Consider the following 18,139-nt stretch of genomic DNA (forward strand, 5'->3'; position numbering starts at 1 on the left):
ACTTAAGAGTTTACCTTTAAGGAATGGGAATCGTTTTCCAATCGTAAAATCTGATCCATTTGTGAAAGGAGATTTGGAGATTTAGAAACGACAAGTAGAGTCCAGTTCCTATTTTTCTGCAACAAAACTTTGAGACATGCAGTCAGTAGATGCGGAGGCAAAAGATCTAAGTTTCCATCAATTAACAAAAGTTTTGGTTTTCCAAGAATTGCCCGAGCGATAGAAATCACGGTGGTTTGGATCGTATCAAAGGGATGACCAAATGTTAAAAGTGGAGTGTGGATTCCATTGGGAAGGGATTGGATGGTTTCCCAAATTCCTAATTCTTCTAAAAGTTGTCTGATTTCTATCAGAGAAATTTCTTCCCTACCCACGCGAATGTTTTCCAGAATACTTCCTTCAAAAATTTCATTTCCACGAATGAGAAAAGTAAAGGAATGAATCTGTTCTTTAGAAACTTCGTGAATGTTTTGGTGGTTGTATTCCACAATTCCCGATGTTGGTGTTCGCATTCCACAGATCAGATCCAATAATATATGTGCGTCATAAGGAGTGTTGGAAGTGATTCCAATGGATTTGCCAGCTGGTAATTTTAAATCAAATCGGTTGAAAATTTTGTGACCATTCGTGAGAGAATAATGGATTCCAGAAAGTTGCACTTGGATTGGCCCTTCCGGAATTTCAAATTCTACCGTTTTGACTGGAATTGTTGGTAAGTGAAATACGGAATTGATTTTGTCAACAGCAGCAATCAAACTATAAAAACTATCCAATTGTTTTCCAAATTTAGAAATATCGCTCAGAACTTTTGCAATGACAAGTTCTGCAGCAACAAGTTGTCCAATCGTAAGTTGTCTGTGGATTACTAGATATCCACCTAATCCGAGTACAATGGCGCTGGCGAGGGCTTGGATCCCAACAAGACCGATGATTTGGCGGATATAGTTAAAAAAGTATTTTTTTCTAGCGTACAAATAATCCCGGATAAAGGAATCAGCTTTGTCTAAGGCAAAGTTGGAACCAAATGTAGAATGAAAGAGGGCGGAATGTCGGGATATTTCTTCCAACCATGCAGCTACTTTGTATTTTTCTTTCGAGATTTTGATATAGTTTTCTGCGGCTGGTTTTCCTAATCGATACGTAACCCAATACCCGCCAATGAACAAAATGAGAAAAGAAAATACGATAAAGATAGGGTGATAAAAAGAAATCAGAACAAAACCAATGACGGTAGTTAAAACGACAGATAAACCATCAACTAATAAGGAATGAATGGATTTTTGAATGGTCATTGTATCAAAAAAACGATTCACAAGTTCTGGGTTGTGGTGTTTGTCCAAAACATCTTGCCTTATTTTTGGAAATTTGACAGCGAACTCTGTAGCGATTCTTACAAACACACGTCTTTGTAAGATTTCCACAACGTAGATTTGAATGGTTTGCATGGCGCCCGCAAAACCTAGAAAAAATACAACTAACAATGTTAATATGATGACTGGTTGGATTAAAACTCCAAAGGCAACAATATTAACAAGTGAGGAAGTTGCAACAGGTACAACTAAAGATAAAATTCCAATTCCAATTCCGTAAATAAATACAATCCAAACATCTTTAGATTCCATTCGGATCAAATGGGAAATTTGTTTTAATGCATTTTTGACAGCGGAGTAAGAACCTGTGGTTTCTTTGTTTGTTGAGAATGGAAAGGTTGGTTCGGCAATGATCCAATCCACAGAATCTTTGTTTGATTTGATTCCGATGAATTTCATTAATTCTTTTTCAGAATACCATTCACCTTCATTGTCAAATCCATGTAGAGGTTTTACTAAATAGGAAGAAGTTTGGTAACTGATGATTGCGTAAAATTCAGATAAGTTATGATCCTCACTCGGAATTTGAAAAACAAACGGTGAGTCTTGCGAGATGAAAGATTTTATGTCTTGTAAGGTTTTTTGGACGATATTAAGGCGGATTTGGTATTGGTGTGATGCCGCAAAAAGAAAATCATAAAAATTCTGATTGGAAAGGATTCTATATTTACTTCTAAGAGAGCGAAATCCTTCTATAATTTGGCTTGGGACAGAATGGATGTGCAAAGACTCAGATAAAAAGTCTAAAACGGATTTTGCCAAATCTTCATGGGAAAAAAGTCTTGGATCAAAACTTTCTTCTTTTGCCTTGAAGAGTTGGTGTTTTAAATGAAATACCAACAAACGTAAAAATTTTAACATGTGAATTGCGATTCGATCCTTAGACTACACTTGACAAAACTTTGTTCTAGATTTTCTATTTTCAACCAGAGGTTCCTATGAAAATTTTTTATTCCATTTTGGTACTAATCGCACTCAATTTTTCCACCGGACTGATTGCACAAGAAAACTGCACATACGAATATGATCCATCCCAAACCTCATTAGAGTGGACAGCGTTCAAATTTACAGAGAAAACAGGTGTTAAAGGCAAGTTTGATTCCATTAAGGTAACTGGCAAACAAAAAGACAAATCAAAGTTTGGTGCAGTAAAATCGATTCAATTCCAAATTGATTCTTCTACTGTTAATTCGGGAGTTCCTGATCGGGATGGAAAAATTAAAAAATTCTTTTTTGGATCTGTGAAAGGAAATGGAAAAATCTCTGGATCCTTTTCTGACATTAGCACAGGGGAAACCGGAACTGCAAAACTAAACTTACGATTCGGAAATTCAAAAACGTCAGTGCCTGTCAATTTTGTTTGGAAAGATCATGTTCTCGAAGTGACTGGTACGGTTGATGTTGTGGCACTAGGATTACAATCGGGACTTAGTAAATTAAATGCTGAATGCAATGATTTACACAAAGGGTCTGATGGATTGAGTAAACTCTGGCCTACTGTTGACGTAAAGGTTGTATCAACCATAAAGAAAGTTTGTAAATAAAAATTGATGCCAAATCGTTTTTGGAAATTTCCGAACGATTTGGTAGTTACATATTTTGTTCCCATGATTACGTTTGATTCATAAATCGCTACTGCAGAATGATTCACGAATCGTTTCTTTGGAAAAGGTGAGTTGCCCGAATTGAGTCAAGAGATCGAAACATATAATCAATCCCAATCACCAACAGATAAGGAAATTTGTGATCTTCTGTATCAGGAAATCAATTTATACTTACCGAAAGCAGAAAAGAAAATTTGGCATGCACATCCCGTTTGGTTTTTGGATGGGAATCCTATTGTTGGTTATAGTAAATTAAAAACTTGTATTCGTCTTCTGTTTTGGAGTGGCCAAAGTTTTGAAGAAGAGGGACTAGAACCAGAAGGAAGTTTTAAAGCAGCAGAAGCCCGATATACGGAGGTGAGTCAAATTAAGAAAAAAGATCTGAAACGTTGGCTTAGCCAGGCTAAAAAAATCCAATGGGACTATAAAAATATTGTAAAACGAAAAGGTGTGTTGGAACGATTGAAGTAACAATCATAAATTTTATTGTATGGCGTTTATACGCATTACGCATATGAGAATCTGAATGAAAACTGAGATATAAAAGTCTAATACTATATTGCGAATACGAGCTATTCGTATATAAGTATTCGGATGAAATATGCGAATATATTTCTAGGCAGTGGCTATACGCTATTCGAATATAAATATTCAAATGAAAGAAGTAATATGGAAAATGTAGAAATTAAAAAACTATCCACTGCTGACTTAAACCAATTTATTGAACTCGTTCGAGTTTTTGAAGATGTCTTTGAAATGAAAAACTTTCAAATGCCAAATCAAAACTACCTTCAATCTCTTTTATCGCGGGATGATTTTTTTGTTTTTGTTTCTATCTCTCAGAATCAAGTGATTGGTGGTTTGACTGCATATACACTTCGTCAATATTATTCTGAAAAACCTTTAGTTTACATTTTTGACCTAGCTGTCCTTACCAAATACCAACGCCAAGGAATTGGCAAATCACTAATCGAAGAGATTAATGTTTATTGTAAAAAAATGGGAGCCGAAGAAGTGTTTGTCCAAGCAGATTTGGTGGATGATTATGCTTTGGATTTTTATAGAGCAACGGGAGGATTACCAGAGGAGGTAATTCATTTTACGTATCCGTTGAATTAAGTTGGGAAATAGATAAGATTTGGGTTTCGGTGAATTCGAACGATAGAATCTAAATAGAAAAACTATCGCTTCTATACAAATAACGAATTAAAGTCAATTTTTAAAAAAGTTTAATATAATAAACGAATAGCATATAATTGCCGCTTATCGGAATTTAATTGTGTTGCGTGTATTTGCACAAAGTTTATTTTAATTTGACAACTATTGTTTAGTTCTTTTGAGAATAAACTTTTCGATTAAGGGAAAGAATTTACCTTAATGAATCACTTCAAAGTAATTTTTCTACGTAAAAAAACAAGTTCCCACGCCAGCGATAGTAGCGGAAATCCTTTCCATATTAATTATTATTTCGATCTACAAACAAATCGGAAAGATTGGAGCGGATAGCGCGGTCGTTATATAATCTAATTTCAATCGACTAACGGATTCGAGGCGCACAGAAAATTAAACGATTTTGAAATTTTTACATCGGAGGCATCTTTTCAAATTTTGATACTGCTGGATTCAGATGGTCCCAGCTTAATCCCTTTATCGTATATGTTACGGCCTGTGGTTTGTAGAGATTTGGATCATTGAGACTTGCAGCATGGATGGTAAATAGTTCGGGCATGGCGGCGAAGGTCATGTAGACAGGTGAACCACATTTTGGACAAAAGCTACTGGTTTTGGTATTTCCGCTATCACCCACCATATCAAAGTTAGCTGTTTTTCCTTCCAGACTCACAGATTTCCGAGATGGAAATGTGAGATAGGATCCATGTCCTGTTCCGCTCATACGCTGACAGTCGCGGCATTGGCAATCGTTCATAAAAATAGGTTCTTCTGTGATTTTATATCGAATGTTTCCGCAAGCACATCCACCGTTATAAATTTGATTCATATCATCCTCCACGCTTTGATTCGAATTTGCCAAGAATCATCTTTAAATTAATTTATTAAGAAATTGAAATATAACCTGCTAACGGTCGGCCCGATTCCAAAAATGTTTTGAGATTCGAAAGAACACTTGGCCAACCACTAGAAATACCTTTTAACATCTGTGGGTCAAGATCCTCATGTGTGACAACCAAACGAACAAGTCCATCGGCATATGCTTCTATATCAAATGTAACTCGGGAGTGTTTTGATTCATCATTGAATTCTGTTGGTCTTGACCAAGATAAAACTAATTTCTGTGGAGGTGTGATTTCCAAAACTTTACCGATGATATCGATTGTTTTTTCATCATCCATCTTTACATGTTTCCATTCAGAGCCAACCTTCCATTCGGATACATTGATATGAGCCGGGTTTTTTGATAATGGATCAGACCAGTATTTACTTGTAATTTCTGGATCAATGATTGCATTCCATACCTTCTCAGGTGTGCTGAGTATATAAGTAACATAAACAAAGTTATGTGGTTCCATGGTTCTCTCCTTCGAGTTCTGTTTTTAAGTCGTGTAAAAAACCTAAGCGGTTTTGTTCAAATTTTCTAACCCAACGCGCATAAACTTCGTAAATTGGCACAGGGTTGATAAAGTGAAGTTTTTCTCGACCTCTCCAAACAACTGTTACCAGGTTTGCTTTGATAAGAATTTCTATGTGTTGGGTTGCCGATTGCCTTTGCATGTCAAGTTGTTCGCAGAGTGACGAAAGTGTTTGGCCATTGTTGGCATATAAAAGATCCAAAACCTTTCTGCGATTTGGGTCTGCCATTGCCTTAAAAACATGATCAGCTCCCTCCACTTCTTTGGGCATATTCGATATTATGCAGGTATTTACCTGCATGTCAAGAATAAAATGTGCTTAAAAGAAAGAGATTTGTGGTTGGTTTCGAATTTTTTTTCTACGGAAAGTGGGTTCTCGGAATTTTGGAGGAGGGGAATGTGGTTAAACGAAACGCGAATATTTGCTTGTTATGCGAAAGTCTTGAATATTTTTCACAAGAAAAATAAATAATCTAAAGACACTTCACAATAAAAAGAGAGAATTCTTATAAATAGAGAATTTCACCATGCTAATTATTAAAAAAATTCAAAATTTTATTCTAGTTATTCTTCTAATTTTAACTAATAGAATTTATTCTGATTCAAACAATATTACTATTAGTGGAAACAATGTTCGCATGCGTTCAAATCCATCAGAAAAGGCAAAAACAATAATTTTTCTAAAGAATACGCAAAATGTAAACTTAATCTCTGTAGCTACAGACTATCTATTCGTAGATAAATATTTCGGACGATGGATTGAAATAGAGTTAGAAAATGGAAATCGCGGATATGTGTTTGATGCCTTTATTGATTACAATAATGATGAAGAAAAATTTCATAAATTCTTCAGTTCTTTTTATCTAAATACCTATAAAAATAGAAGATCAGACATTGAAAGATTCAGCAAAAATTTTAAACTTAAATCATGCAATCCTCCAATAGATGATTCTGAAAATGAAAACTGTACAACACTGGATAGAAACACCCTCGACTTATCTAAATTAAATATAATAGGCTCCGATGGATCTGGTAAGACAAATTATTTTCCAAGCATTTTTAAATATAAGAACAATATAATTGAAGTAGAAATAGACCAGGGCGGATCACACTATTACTCCTGGCATTTCAAATTTAGTAATGGTCGTTGGGAATTAATTTATGTTTATAGTTTTTCTTGCTAATAAAAATATTCCATTCACACAAGACCTACGCATAACAGCGTCTTCCCGCTACGTTTCGGCACTTACGGCCTGGTCTCACTCGGCCTACGGCAAATTCCCTTCCGTCACGCTTCTTGCTTCGCAAGAAGACGCGCCGACGCTAACGCCTCCTGCAGAGGCTCAGCTACAGGGAACTTCGGGAAGCCTAGTTCGTTATACGCAATTGTGCTAATTAAATTCTTAAAAAAATATTAACAGAAAAGGGACAAATATAATGGAAAATGAAGAACAAAATACAGATCTATACGATGATAATATCGAATTTTTTGATGAAGATTCCAGAATTTTTCATACATTGTTCTATGCTCTCGCTCGTGCAAATGAAGAAGAACTTCTTTCTAAACTGGAAAGTATAGGTGAAAAATTAGAAATAGAAGAAGAACTGTATCTTCTCGAGTTTAAGGAGCTAATAGCTGAAATTATTCAGAAATTGAGAACGAAATACTCTACACTTGACATTTTTACTAAGCATTACCCAAACCCTGAAGTTGAAAAATTAATGCTTCGCTTTGAAATTCTACATCTAATCGATTTAATTGACGAAGAAGCTGATTCAAATTATCTCAAAGATGTAACAGATTTTCTCAATTTTGCTTCACATGACTTCCACGCCGCAATTGAAAAGTGGGATGCAACACTAACAACTTTGGAAGATTTAATAATGGCTCATCTTACTGGAAACAATGAAGAAATAGATCAAGAAGATATCTAAACCACTTGATATACTATTTTGTTAGCTATAAAATATATTGAAAAATCAAGATCCAATATTGATAAAAAGCACAACTCCGCATAATAGCGACTAACCTCTGTGCTTTTGGGACTCAAGGTCGAAAAAGTTTGTTATGCGAAAGACTCAACAGACAGTCAAATAACAGAAAGATATTAGAAAATGAACGCAACAATCTACTCACATAAAACAATCATCGGGACTACCGACTTACAAATCGGAGACGAGAGTATGAGATGTGTATTCGGACAATTTATTCCCAACGACAACTACTTCAAAAACATTCAAAAATATGTTTGGGAGTTTTGCACGACGAATAAACCAAACTACAACAAATGGAATTCATTGCGCTTTAACGTACAACTTGAGAATGGTTTTTTTCTTTTTCCTGAGGGAGGCTACACATTTGACGACAGTCCTGATTTTCCACACTAAACTAAGCGAATTGAGATAGCTGGTATTGATTTTGAAACTTTAAGTTATAATAAAGACACTTTACTTGAACCTTGGGCGACTATAGACATTTCTCAGAAAATTAATTTTGAGGATCAGCTAATAAAAGAAATTACTCCTCTTAAATCTCCTTTTAGTTTCTTGTCTGCAGACAGAACTAATTACCATATTTTAGTTGATGCTGAAATTTCAACTTTTGCTAGATACTATCCAAATGATGATGTTCTTTTTAGAGTTAAAAAACAAGGTAACGCAAGTGAATTTGCAACAGTTCACTTAACTTGGATAACAAAAAAAATAAAAATTCGAATTATTTTCCTACAACACATCTTTATCTTGACTTTGAAGATTTTGCGGAAAAGCGAATGAAACCTGACAACACAGAATGGAATATCAAATTTTACAGACTAGAATTCCAGCGTATGGCAGAGACTAACCGATGCGCTTCGGGACTCCGGAACAGTTTACATTGGTTAGCCTAGTTCGTTATACGAAGGTTTATGATTTTATGTATATAACTTTTGATTCATCAATACTAATTAGCGATTATTATTTAAATAGCAAAATTGCAGAGCTATTTTTAGAAAATCATGAAATGTGCGGATATAAATTGTTAATAAGCAATGTAGCAATTGAGGAAACTATTAATAAATTTTCAGAAGAAATCAAAAAATTTAACGAATTAAATAAAAGAAATTTGCAATTTATTCTAAAAGAATACTTAAATTCTATTCCTCAAAATATAATAGAAGATCTAACAAATAAATATAGATATTTTCTAAATAAAAAATTTACCTATTCCAAAGAAAGACCAAAAAAACCAGAAACACTCGCTTTTATCTTTATCAAAATATAAATTTTGAAAATATTTTTAACAAAGCTTTGTTAAAAAAAAGACCTTTTCGAGAGAATGAAAAAGGATTTCGAGATGCATTGATCTGGGAAAATATTCTTCAAATGGTCAAAATGTACTCTGACGATGAGAATCCAATTGTTTTTATTTCTGCAAATATCAATGATTTCTGTTCAAAAGAAAAAAATCACAATGGTGCTTATCGTATTCACGAAGATTTAAAAAAAGATCTGGCAAAATTAAATTTACCAGAAAATTCAGTGATAGTATACACATCACTGAAACAATTTTTTGAATGTGAATTTTCAAAACTATTAAATGATATTGAATTATTAAAATCTGAAAATCTAGAAACTGAGAAGATTCTTGTTAATAAATTAAATAATCTAATTAATTCAGAAAAGCTCTTTGGTAAGCTTATTACAATTTCTGTTGATGAACTACAGAAAAGCGATATCGTAAAAATTTCTTCAATTAAATCAGCTAGAATAATTGAAGCTTATCGGAACTGGACATATTCAATTAATGGTGATTTAACAATTCGAATTAAAGGAATTTTAACATTTTTAAAAGACAATTCAAAAAGTGAGGGAAAATTTGAACTTTATGCAGATTATTCGTCCAGTGAGAAGAAATTTGATTTTAATGACATTGATTTGGAAATTTATTTATAACAAGAATGTCGTTAAATTGGCGTTAATCACTGTAGCCTTGACTAGTTCCTAACGTGTCCCGTTTGGACTCAGGGGAGAAAACGTCGAGAAATCCATTTTGTTAGGTGAAATTAATCTAAATAAAAATCTTGACATATCTCAAAAAATATAGGATAAGATGGCATGAAATCTGCACTAGCCTATTTAGTTTCTATAGTTTTTCTTATTGCCTCAATTTCTGGATGTAGCGGGCATTATTTTATTTACACGAAAGATCTTGCCCATATTTCCAAACCTGGTGTGACGACTTATGCTAAGCCTGGCGATCCATTAATGCCAACAAAAATGCATTCTCTTCTCGTCCTTGACACTTATGTTTATGGAGTAAGGCTAGATAGTGAAAACTTAACAATGGGATTTAATGAAATGTTTGTTATCAAACCGGGTAAACATAACATCGATATTTATATTCAAACATTAGGGAGACGCTCAAGCCTAATGAATATAAGTTTTGAAGTAAAAGAATATCAAACAGTTTTTATTTGTAATGGAGTTCAAGGTGGATTAGCGAAACCATATATAAAAACTATTGAAGGTTTCAGGTTTGAAAGAGAAAAATATTACAATCCATGCCCATAGGTAGTAGTATTTGCTAACAAATTCTTTTCTAAAGAAAAGTTTCTATTTAAGAATTTTTTATTTTCCTAATCAGAAATGCTTTGTAGCCAATTAATCTAATAAATATTTTCTACAAATCATAGCAGCTTGGCACTGTGCTTCGGCATTTGCTGCCTCGCTCGCTTGCATAAACTATATGCAGGTTCCCAGCATCCTGTTAAAGCACAATAGAGGGAATCATCGAATAGCCCATTTTGTTAGGTGAAATAAACAAAACTAAATTTTAAAATCAAATATAAGGAATCTAATCGTGGGAATTTTTTCAAATATATTTAAACTCGTGAAACCAAAACAAAAAGTAGTACATATTACCGCTCAATTAAACCATTTGCTTATGCCAATTGATAGAGGAAATATATACGAAGATCCTCTTGATGAAGCCTTAAAATCTTTAAAATTTGGTGAAGTTGATGGTGGCGGAACTATGCAACTTAATACTGGAGAAATTGCCCACATTGATGTTGAGATATTACTTTATAACTTAGAAGACGGTATTCCATTTCTGATTAACAAATTAGAAGAACTTGGTGCGCCAAAATCCTCAATCCTTCATATACAGGATGATTCAAATTCTAAACAAATTGCATTCGGTAAAAAGGAAGGTGTAGCCATCTACCTTGATGGAATTAATCTTTCTAAAGAAGTATATGAAAATTCGGATATAAATGACTTAATTGAAAAATTAAATATTAGTATCGGTGATCTTGGAAAAATGGAAAGTTACTGGCAAGGCGAAACAGAAACTGCTCTATATTTTTATGGCTTAAACGCTGAAGATATGAAAAATAATTTCAAGTCGATTATAGATTCGTATCCTTTGTGTAAAGGATGTAGAATCACCACCATTGCACCTAAACAATTATAATATTAACATAGAACAGCGAATAACAAAGGAAAAGACACACACGTAAATTGAGGAGTTAGACACTGCACATAATGTCAGTGATCCAAACTAAAAAGTATTAAAAGCTATGTTCTTTATCAAAAGTTTTATTATTCTATTAATTTCGATTCTTACTTATTTTGGATTATTTTTCAGTTTTGAACCCAAGGATTTCACTAATGATCTAACAGGACTCAAATTTAATACCAAGGAAGTATTCGCTTACCATTCGGAGAGAGCTTGGAACGGCGATGGATATTCAATTCAAATATTTGAAATTAGTGAAGAGACGGCGCAATACTTTCTAACTCCCAAAAAAGATTTCTTTAATGAATTTCCCTTGTTGCCTGAATACCAAAATCATTGGACCAAGGTTAATTGGAAAAAAACACCAATACAGAAAAATGAACTGTTGTATTTAAAATTTGCGTTAGATGGTTCATATAACATAGAAGCGACGATCAATAGAAAAACTGAAATTCCAAGTAAATTGGTTACTTCAATTTTAAACGAATCAAACAATTATTACGCATATTTTTATAACTCACATGGCGATGGTTGGGTCGGTGATATAGATTTATTTATTATTTCGCCGAAAAGGAAAATGTTAATAATGATTAATCACAATACATAAAAACTTCTGAAATATATTGTTATAGTGTTTAATTCTTACGATCAAACTTCCGCGCCAGCGATAGGAGCGGAAATCCTTTCCTTATTCATAACAATTGTTATCTAGAAACAGATCGGAAAGATTGGAGCGGATAGCGCGGTCGGTTTTAGAAAAAATATTGATCGACTAACCAATTCGAGGCGCCCAATCAATTAAAAAAATACTTCTATTAACCAAGCGACGAGGCGTCACTTATAGGTAACCATGGATGACACAAACTCGCGAGTCAAAATAGGAATCCTTTTACGGTAACGGTATTCCTTCTTTTTTCAATAGTTTTAAAAAATCTGATTCCGATACCAAAGTAACTCCAAGTTCGGTTGCTTTTTCCAGTTTGGAGCCGGCGCCAGGGCCATAGAGTAGGTGAGTGGTTTTGGAAGAAACACCGGAGACTTTTTTACCACCGTGTTTTGTAATGAGATCCATTGCGACATCACGCGGTTGGAAGTTTTCGAAACTTCCTGTCACACACCAACTTTGACCAACAAATGGTTGTAAGTCGCTTTTTTCCGTTTCGTCCGCTTGGAATTTAAGACCGAGTTTGATGAGAGTGCTTACGAGTTTTAAAGTTTCTTTGTCTTTTAGGTGAGTGAGTAAGGCATCAATGGTTCTTGGGCCAATTCCATGAATGGAAGTTAGTTCCTCTTCTGCATTTTTAGATTTGGCAAGCGTGACTAGTTTCTCCCAAGAATCAAATCCATGTTCAATGAGAATTTCTGTGACCTTGGGACCAACTTCATTTAGTCCGATGGAAGGTAGGGTAAATCGAAAATCCTTTTCTTTCGATTTTTCGATCGCATCAAAAATGATTTTTACAGACTTATCACCGAATCCATCTAACTCAAGTATGGTGTCTTTGTATTTGTTGAGTGTATATAAGTCTGGAATGTCTTTGACCCAACCTTTTTCAAAAAAGATCTGAATTTGTCTTTCTCCGAGTCCTTCGATGTTCATTTGTTTTTTGGAACAAAAAAATATGAGTTGGTTTAGTTTGCGTTCTGGGCAATTGCGATTGGTGCAGAAAAAATCAACGGAATCGTCTACTTTTGTTAGTTTGGTATTACATGCGGGACATTCTTTAGGTAATACAAAAACTGATTTTGGAGGGACCGTTACTTTTTCCACAGCGGGAATGATTTCACCGCGTTTGGAGATAAGAACTTTTGCTCCGATTCCTGCACCCAGTTGGTCGATATAGTCTTGGTTGTGTAAGGTGGCGTAGGTGACAGTGGTTCCGGCAAGGGAAATTGGTGTTACCTTGGCCCTTGGTGTGATTTTCCCTGTTCGGCCAATGGCAAAATCAATTTCTTCAATTGTGGTTTCTTTGAGTAAGGCATCAAACTTGAAGGCACGAGCCCAACGAGGCGACTGGCTTGTTTCCCCTAAACTTTCACGAAGGTTGAGATCATCTAGTTTGATGACAAGTCCATCCACAGGGAATGGCATTTTATCTTTTTTCTTTTTGAAGGATTCAATTTCTTTGAGGAGAGTTTTTCCGGTGATGATTGTGGAATCGGGAGCCAGAGGAAACTTTTCTTTTTTTAATAAAGTGATGATGTCTTTGTGTTTGTTAATCCCTTTTCTGGAAGAAGAAAAATATACATCATATACATAAATTCGTAACGGTCGTTTGGCGACGTCTTGCGGATCTTTTTGTTTGATAGAACCTGCCGCTAAATTCCTTGGGTTTGCAAATTTTCCGCCATATTCTTCGTTAAATTCTTCGAAATCGGCGAAGGTCATAAAAATTTCCCCTCGCACCGAAATGGTTAGTGGTGTGGAAAGTGTTTGCGGAATGGATTCAATGGTTTTGACATTTTCAGTAACAATGTCACCAATCCCGCCGGATCCCCTAGTTACGCAGTGTGTGAGTTTTCCATTTTCATAGTATAACAAGATTGAGGCGCCATCAATTTTCCATTCTAGGGAATAAAGTTCATCGATACCGGTTTTTTCCAACCATTCCGAGAGTTCGGTTTCATTATAAGTGTTCTCTAAGGATAAAACTGGAACTTTGTGTTTGAATTTACTAAATTGTGGAGAGAGGTCTGATCCTACTTGTAATGTAGGAGAAGAGGCAACCACCAAGTCGGGGTTAGCTTTTTCAAGAGATTGTAACTCTTTAACCAAAAGATCAAACTCTTTGTCTGAAATTTTAGGAGTATTTTTTTTATAATAGAGATCGTTATGTTTTTGGATCTCTTTTCGAAGTTCTGCGACTCGTTTGGCAGGATTTTCTTTCTTAGGCAATCAGTAAACTCCTGCTTGCATGTATTGTTCAGGATCTGTTTTTCCTTCTTCGGAAATAAAAATTTCGTAATGTAAGTGAGGGCCAGTTACGTTTCCTGTCGCACCCACCTCGGCAATTTGTTCGCCAGCTTTGACTTCTTGTCCATTCCTAACATAAATTCTAGAACAATGCCCGTATAACGTGCTAAAGCCGAATTCGTGTTGTATGATGACGTGGTGTCCGTATCCGACATTGGAATAAGTCACACGTACCACACGCCCTGGTGCAGATGCATAAATAGGAGTGCCAGTGGCATTTGCCATATCCAAACCATCGTGGTATTCCCAATAACCAGTAGTAGGTGATTTTCTCATTCCAAAGGGAGAGGTTAAATTGTAAGAATACATGGGATTAAACAAAGGAGATCTAGATAAAATGTCGGAACGTTGGTATAAAAATTGGTAATTGGCTTCCACCAAACGTTGGTAATTATCCATTCTATGTTTCAATTGGCGAAGGTCATAAATTTCGCTTAAGTACTTACGGCCCACGTCCAATTGTTTGTCTTCTTTTTCTTCTTTTTGGAGAGACTCGATCGCCGCCGTTTCAATCAAATCTTCTGCGGGAATTTTTAGAAGTTCTTCATCTTGTCCATCAATCAGTGTAAAGAGTTCCAACATACTTTCGTTTAGTTTGGAATACTCTTCTTTCATCTCTTCCAACTGATTGGCATGAGTGATGTACGTATCAAAGTATGTTCCGTAAATTTTTGAGAGTTGGTTGATTTGTGTTTGGGTAGAACTAGAACCAACAATCCCAAAAATCGCAAGGCTGAGTAAACCAACCGTTAGGCCTAAAAAAAATAGAATGGTAAAATGAGAAATTTGGAAGTGGAAAGAACTATCGTATCCGTGAGGAATGACAAGAATGGTCATTCGTTGGTGACCTTTTTCTTTCACCTTATCAATCTGTTTCTTGATTTTCGGATTGTCCTGTGAAAAAACAGACCTAATCTCTTTAATTTTTTTCTTCATGACGAACCGCGTATCCTACATAAATATAACGCTCCGATTCCTCTCAAGGGTCAAGTGGAAATCCCTATTTCTTGGAATGATTCTTGTTTTGGGATTCTTGAGTTTTGTCGCATTGGCAATGAACTTAAGAATTTGGTATGTTTACCAGACTTCGATTCATTCCGACCAGCCGACGGAAATCCCTGAAGCGGAAGTGGCGATCGTTCCCGGTGCTGCCGTTTATGGAAAAACTCCTTCGCCCATTCTTATGGATCGATTGGCCTGCGGTTTGGATTTGTATAACACGGGTCGTGTTAAAAAAATCTTACTCTCTGGGGACAATGGTAAGTCGGATTATAATGAACTTCGACCCATGTTGGAATTTATGTTGCAACATAAAGTAAAACCAGAGGACATCTTTGTTGACCACGCTGGGTTTCGAACACTCGACACCCTCATTCGCGCGAAAGAAGTTTTCCTTGTAAATAAAGCCATTTTTGTGAGCCAATCTTTCTTTTTACCCCGAGCGATATATTTAGGACGCGAGTTAGAACTGGAGTTATACGGTTACGAATGTAATTTAAGAACTTATAAAAAAGAAACTTATTATTCTTTCAGGGAGTTTTCGGCAAGAATTCTTGCTTGGTGGGACATCCAATGGGACACTCCACCAAAATATTTAGGCAAACCTTATCCTATTGATGGAAGTGGTGTTTCTACCTGGAAAGGTTCCATTCCAATTTCTTCACCTAAATAATATTAGTTTATATACGAGTAAATTCTCAGGATTTGGTTTTTAAAATCCTTCTAAGCTATGTCTCTAATTTTTATCAATAGATGGAGAATATTATTTATTTACAATAACATTCCTTGTGTTAGTATTTTCTTTGTGAGAATACAGATCATTTTGTTTGTAAGTCTTTTATCCTTTTCGACTGCCTTCGCCCAGTCGATACCCCTCATCCAGCAAAATGACAAACCTCAGGTGACAAAAGAATCCCTCAAAAAAAGAAGGAACCTTTTGGAATGGCACCAAATCGCAGGGTTAACCACTTTAGCACTCTGGCTTGCCACCAACTTGGAAGGGGACAAAGCCTCTGAAACTTTGTATCGAAAATCAGACCAGTATGCGCAAGGATTATTACTAACAAATCCACAATATGCGGCTAATGACCCAATGTATTTAGTTGCTATGGGTTCCTTAAATCGACATAGTATTGCCGCCGATTATTTTCTATTAAAAGATCCAACCAATAATGCTGGATTGTATTTAGCATTAAAAGCAAATGAAGAATGGGAAACCAAACACTCTGCGGCGATGCATAAAAATTTAGCGATGGCGACGTTTAGTATGTATATAGTTACTGCGAGTCTTGCCTTTTTTTCACCGTCTAAAATTGAATCAGAAACAGATGATGATGGCCCCAAAATTTATAGTCCTATCTTTGCGCACAAAGCAATGATCCCGATTCATTTAGCTTCTATGTTATTATTACCTGGATTAGGCGCTCGGATAGAAAAAGAAGGCCCACGGGCAGCCCACCAAATGGAACAAGTGGGTTGGGCAGGTTTTGGTGCTATGTCCATCGCATTACTCGTCATTACATTTTGAATTCAAGGATAAGTTAAATTTTATGAAAAAGATTTTTGTTTGTTTAATGGTATTGTTGTTTGGGGCAAATATTTTCGCCGTCGAAGTCACAAAAAAGAATATAGAATTTTATGTAGAACATACTACCAAAAATGTAACGGGTGTTTGTAATGAAATTCAAATGGGCACACCGAATATCCAGGTTTCGGGAAATAATTACATTTTAAAATCTCCCTTTGAAATTAAAATTCCTCTTTTGAAAATTACTTCTGGGGATACAAATCGCGATTCCCATATCCAAGAAATTCTAGGTTACCCTGATTCCCCGAACATACTTGTAAAAATTGATTCAGTACAACCTGGTAAAGACCAAACTTACATAGTAAAAGGTAAATTAACCATTCATGGGAATACAAAAGATTTTGTCTCAGATGCTTTGGTAAAACCAGAGAACCCAAATTCCCTTCTTGTCGATGGATCCCTAGTGGTTAGGTTCTCTGAATATGAATTAGAAAATCCGTCGCTTCTTTTTATGAAAGCAAAGGATGAAATTCGAGTGAAGTATCAGTTTCAGATTGGGTTGAAATGAATAGAAGATAGATGGGGCTAGGTAGGTATTAGATCTTCACCTAATTAAGCGTTGGTTTAATTCCCAATCAATTCCACCAAACGATTGTATTTTAATATGATTCGTTTGGTCATCTCTTCCCCTTTTTTATTGATATCAGGGTGGTATTTTTTTAAAAGTTCTTTGAATTTCTTTTTAACGTCGGTGATGCCAGCACCAGGTTCTAAATCAAAAAAAGCAAGTAAGTCTTTGACTTCATCAGAAACTGTTTTTACGATTTTCTTTTTTTTCTTTTTGGTTTCTCGAAATCTACCATATAACTCGTAATAGGTTCTATCTCTAAACTCGCGAGTGATGTCTCGGAAGTTGAGAATTTTTGTGGGAATCAGACTTTTTAAATACTCATATAAAAATTCTTCTGCTCCGTATTCGGGATGGATTTCGAATTTTTCTAAAAATTGATGGATGGAACGTCTCACAAAAAAATCAATTTCGAATTTATCCATCAGATAAGAATCAACCGCATCATCGTAATCCACAGTGGCCGCTGTCAGAAGTAATAGAAGTTCTCTATCTAATTTGTGGTTGGCGATTGTTTTTTGGATCAGAGTTTTATAAGATTCGCGAAGTTCATATAACGGACGTTCACTAAAAAAAATCCCACCTCTTAGGAACTCTTCTGCGACTTCGTCTAATTCTAAACTCCAGGCGAGAAAATCGATGAGTAGATCCCCGTCCACTTCATGGAATCCACCGGAAAGTGTCATCTGTGGTTTTGCCGATTTGAATTGATAAACTTTGCGAAGGCATTCTTCCTTTTTGATTTCTAAAAGTTCAGAAAGTCGGTCATAGGACAAAAACCATAACATGGACTCTGAAACGTTCTGAAGTTCAAAGATCACATCGTGCAGAATTTGTTTGGATTTTTTCGTTTCTACTCTTTGGACCATACAGAATCGACTCTAGAGCCAATTTCAAACCTGGGCGACTTTTTTGCTAGTGAATCCTATTCCTTTTTTTGAACTGGAA

At 35.4% G+C, this 18,139-nt stretch carries 21 protein-coding genes; 14 read left to right on the plus strand and 7 right to left on the minus strand.

Annotated features, from left to right (window positions below):
- Positions 1-2 precede the first annotated feature (2 nt).
- Positions 3-2,231, minus strand: a complete 2,229-nt coding sequence (locus EHQ24_RS12450; RefSeq protein WP_135601917.1) for an ABC transporter transmembrane domain-containing protein — start codon at positions 2,229-2,231, stop codon at positions 3-5.
- Positions 2,232-2,308: 77 nt separating this feature from the next.
- Here EHQ24_RS12450 and EHQ24_RS12455 point away from each other — a divergent pair, with 77 nt between their 5' ends.
- From EHQ24_RS12455 to EHQ24_RS12465, 3 genes are all read left to right on the plus strand, one after another.
- Entirely contained in the window at positions 2,309-2,914 is a 606-nt protein-coding gene (locus EHQ24_RS12455) for a YceI family protein (protein ID WP_135601918.1), read from the plus strand.
- A gap of 141 nt (positions 2,915-3,055) precedes the next feature.
- Positions 3,056-3,445 (plus strand): DUF1801 domain-containing protein, encoded by a 390-nt coding sequence (locus tag EHQ24_RS12460; protein ID WP_135602464.1) that lies wholly within the window; start codon positions 3,056-3,058, stop codon positions 3,443-3,445.
- 198 nt (positions 3,446-3,643) lie between these two features.
- Positions 3,644-4,093 (plus strand): GNAT family N-acetyltransferase, encoded by a 450-nt coding sequence (locus EHQ24_RS12465; protein ID WP_135601919.1) that lies wholly within the window; start codon positions 3,644-3,646, stop codon positions 4,091-4,093.
- A 463-nt stretch (positions 4,094-4,556) separates the two neighbouring features.
- Here the strand turns inward: EHQ24_RS12465 and EHQ24_RS12470 are convergent, their stop codons facing one another.
- From EHQ24_RS12470 to EHQ24_RS12480, 3 genes are read right to left on the minus strand one after another with little or no spacing between them, the layout of a single operon-like run.
- Positions 4,557-4,973, minus strand: a complete 417-nt coding sequence (locus EHQ24_RS12470) for a GFA family protein (RefSeq protein ID WP_135601920.1) — start codon at positions 4,971-4,973, stop codon at positions 4,557-4,559.
- 55 nt (positions 4,974-5,028) lie between these two features.
- Positions 5,029-5,502: an SRPBCC family protein gene (locus tag EHQ24_RS12475; RefSeq protein ID WP_135601921.1), complete on the minus strand. Its 474-nt coding sequence runs from the start codon at positions 5,500-5,502 to the stop codon at positions 5,029-5,031.
- Positions 5,489-5,833: an ArsR/SmtB family transcription factor gene (locus EHQ24_RS12480; protein WP_135601922.1), complete on the minus strand. Its 345-nt coding sequence runs from the start codon at positions 5,831-5,833 to the stop codon at positions 5,489-5,491. Before EHQ24_RS12480 ends, EHQ24_RS12475 begins: the two co-directional genes overlap by 14 nt.
- 367 nt (positions 5,834-6,200) lie before the next feature.
- Between EHQ24_RS12480 and EHQ24_RS12485 the strand changes: the two genes are divergently transcribed.
- The 8 genes from EHQ24_RS12485 to EHQ24_RS12515 all read left to right on the plus strand — a co-directional run bounded on the left by EHQ24_RS12485 (position 6,201) and on the right by EHQ24_RS12515 (position 11,669).
- Positions 6,201-6,746, plus strand: coding sequence for an SH3 domain-containing protein (locus tag EHQ24_RS12485; RefSeq protein ID WP_135601923.1), 546 nt, complete (start codon positions 6,201-6,203; stop codon positions 6,744-6,746).
- Positions 6,747-6,999: 253 nt separating this feature from the next.
- Positions 7,000-7,497 (plus strand): hypothetical protein, encoded by a 498-nt coding sequence (locus EHQ24_RS12490; protein ID WP_135601924.1) that lies wholly within the window; start codon positions 7,000-7,002, stop codon positions 7,495-7,497.
- A gap of 180 nt (positions 7,498-7,677) precedes the next feature.
- The gene (locus EHQ24_RS19240) at positions 7,678-7,950 is read left to right on the plus strand and encodes a hypothetical protein (RefSeq protein ID WP_167483077.1); all 273 of its coding nucleotides are present in this window, start codon (positions 7,678-7,680) and stop codon (positions 7,948-7,950) included.
- A 526-nt stretch (positions 7,951-8,476) separates the two neighbouring features.
- Entirely contained in the window at positions 8,477-8,824 is a 348-nt protein-coding gene (locus EHQ24_RS12495) for a hypothetical protein (protein WP_135601925.1), read from the plus strand.
- Positions 8,821-9,495: a PIN domain-containing protein gene (locus EHQ24_RS12500; protein ID WP_244310456.1), complete on the plus strand. Its 675-nt coding sequence runs from the start codon at positions 8,821-8,823 to the stop codon at positions 9,493-9,495. The genes EHQ24_RS12495 and EHQ24_RS12500 overlap by 4 nt, the downstream gene beginning before the upstream one ends.
- 162 nt (positions 9,496-9,657) lie before the next feature.
- Positions 9,658-10,113: a hypothetical protein gene (locus EHQ24_RS12505; protein ID WP_135601927.1), complete on the plus strand. Its 456-nt coding sequence runs from the start codon at positions 9,658-9,660 to the stop codon at positions 10,111-10,113.
- Positions 10,114-10,432: 319 nt separating this feature from the next.
- A complete protein-coding gene (locus EHQ24_RS12510) occupies positions 10,433-11,017 on the plus strand; it encodes a hypothetical protein (protein WP_244310413.1) in 585 nt (194 codons plus the stop codon).
- A 106-nt stretch (positions 11,018-11,123) separates the two neighbouring features.
- The gene (locus tag EHQ24_RS12515) at positions 11,124-11,669 is read left to right on the plus strand and encodes a hypothetical protein (protein ID WP_135601929.1); all 546 of its coding nucleotides are present in this window, start codon (positions 11,124-11,126) and stop codon (positions 11,667-11,669) included.
- Positions 11,670-11,951: 282 nt separating this feature from the next.
- Here the strand turns inward: EHQ24_RS12515 and ligA are convergent, their stop codons facing one another.
- Together ligA and EHQ24_RS12525 are read right to left on the minus strand one after the other, a co-directional pair.
- Positions 11,952-13,958: an NAD-dependent DNA ligase LigA gene (gene ligA, locus EHQ24_RS12520; RefSeq protein ID WP_135601930.1), complete on the minus strand. Its 2,007-nt coding sequence runs from the start codon at positions 13,956-13,958 to the stop codon at positions 11,952-11,954.
- Positions 13,959-14,972 (minus strand): M23 family metallopeptidase, encoded by a 1,014-nt coding sequence (locus EHQ24_RS12525; RefSeq protein WP_135601931.1) that lies wholly within the window; start codon positions 14,970-14,972, stop codon positions 13,959-13,961.
- Positions 14,973-15,048: 76 nt separating this feature from the next.
- Between EHQ24_RS12525 and EHQ24_RS12530 the strand changes: the two genes are divergently transcribed.
- The 3 genes from EHQ24_RS12530 (at position 15,049) to EHQ24_RS12540 (ending at position 17,131) form a co-directional block, all read left to right on the plus strand.
- Positions 15,049-15,708 carry a SanA/YdcF family protein gene (locus EHQ24_RS12530; protein ID WP_208725768.1) on the plus strand — a complete coding sequence of 220 codons (660 nt, stop codon included), beginning with the start codon at positions 15,049-15,051 and terminating at the stop codon, positions 15,706-15,708.
- 123 nt (positions 15,709-15,831) lie between these two features.
- A complete protein-coding gene (locus EHQ24_RS12535; RefSeq protein ID WP_425270094.1) occupies positions 15,832-16,563 on the plus strand; it encodes a hypothetical protein in 732 nt (243 codons plus the stop codon).
- Between the two features lie 22 nt (positions 16,564-16,585).
- Positions 16,586-17,131, plus strand: a complete 546-nt coding sequence (locus EHQ24_RS12540) for a YceI family protein (protein WP_135601934.1) — start codon at positions 16,586-16,588, stop codon at positions 17,129-17,131.
- Between the two features lie 56 nt (positions 17,132-17,187).
- On the opposite strand, the gene EHQ24_RS12545 is transcribed toward EHQ24_RS12540, so the two are convergent.
- Positions 17,188-18,060, minus strand: a complete 873-nt coding sequence (locus tag EHQ24_RS12545; protein ID WP_135601935.1) for a molecular chaperone DnaJ — start codon at positions 18,058-18,060, stop codon at positions 17,188-17,190.
- Between the last annotated feature and the right edge of the window lie 79 nt (positions 18,061-18,139).

Origin of the sequence: Leptospira noumeaensis (assembly GCF_004770765.1) — a bacterium.
GTDB lineage: Bacteria > Spirochaetota > Leptospiria > Leptospirales > Leptospiraceae > Leptospira_A > Leptospira_A noumeaensis.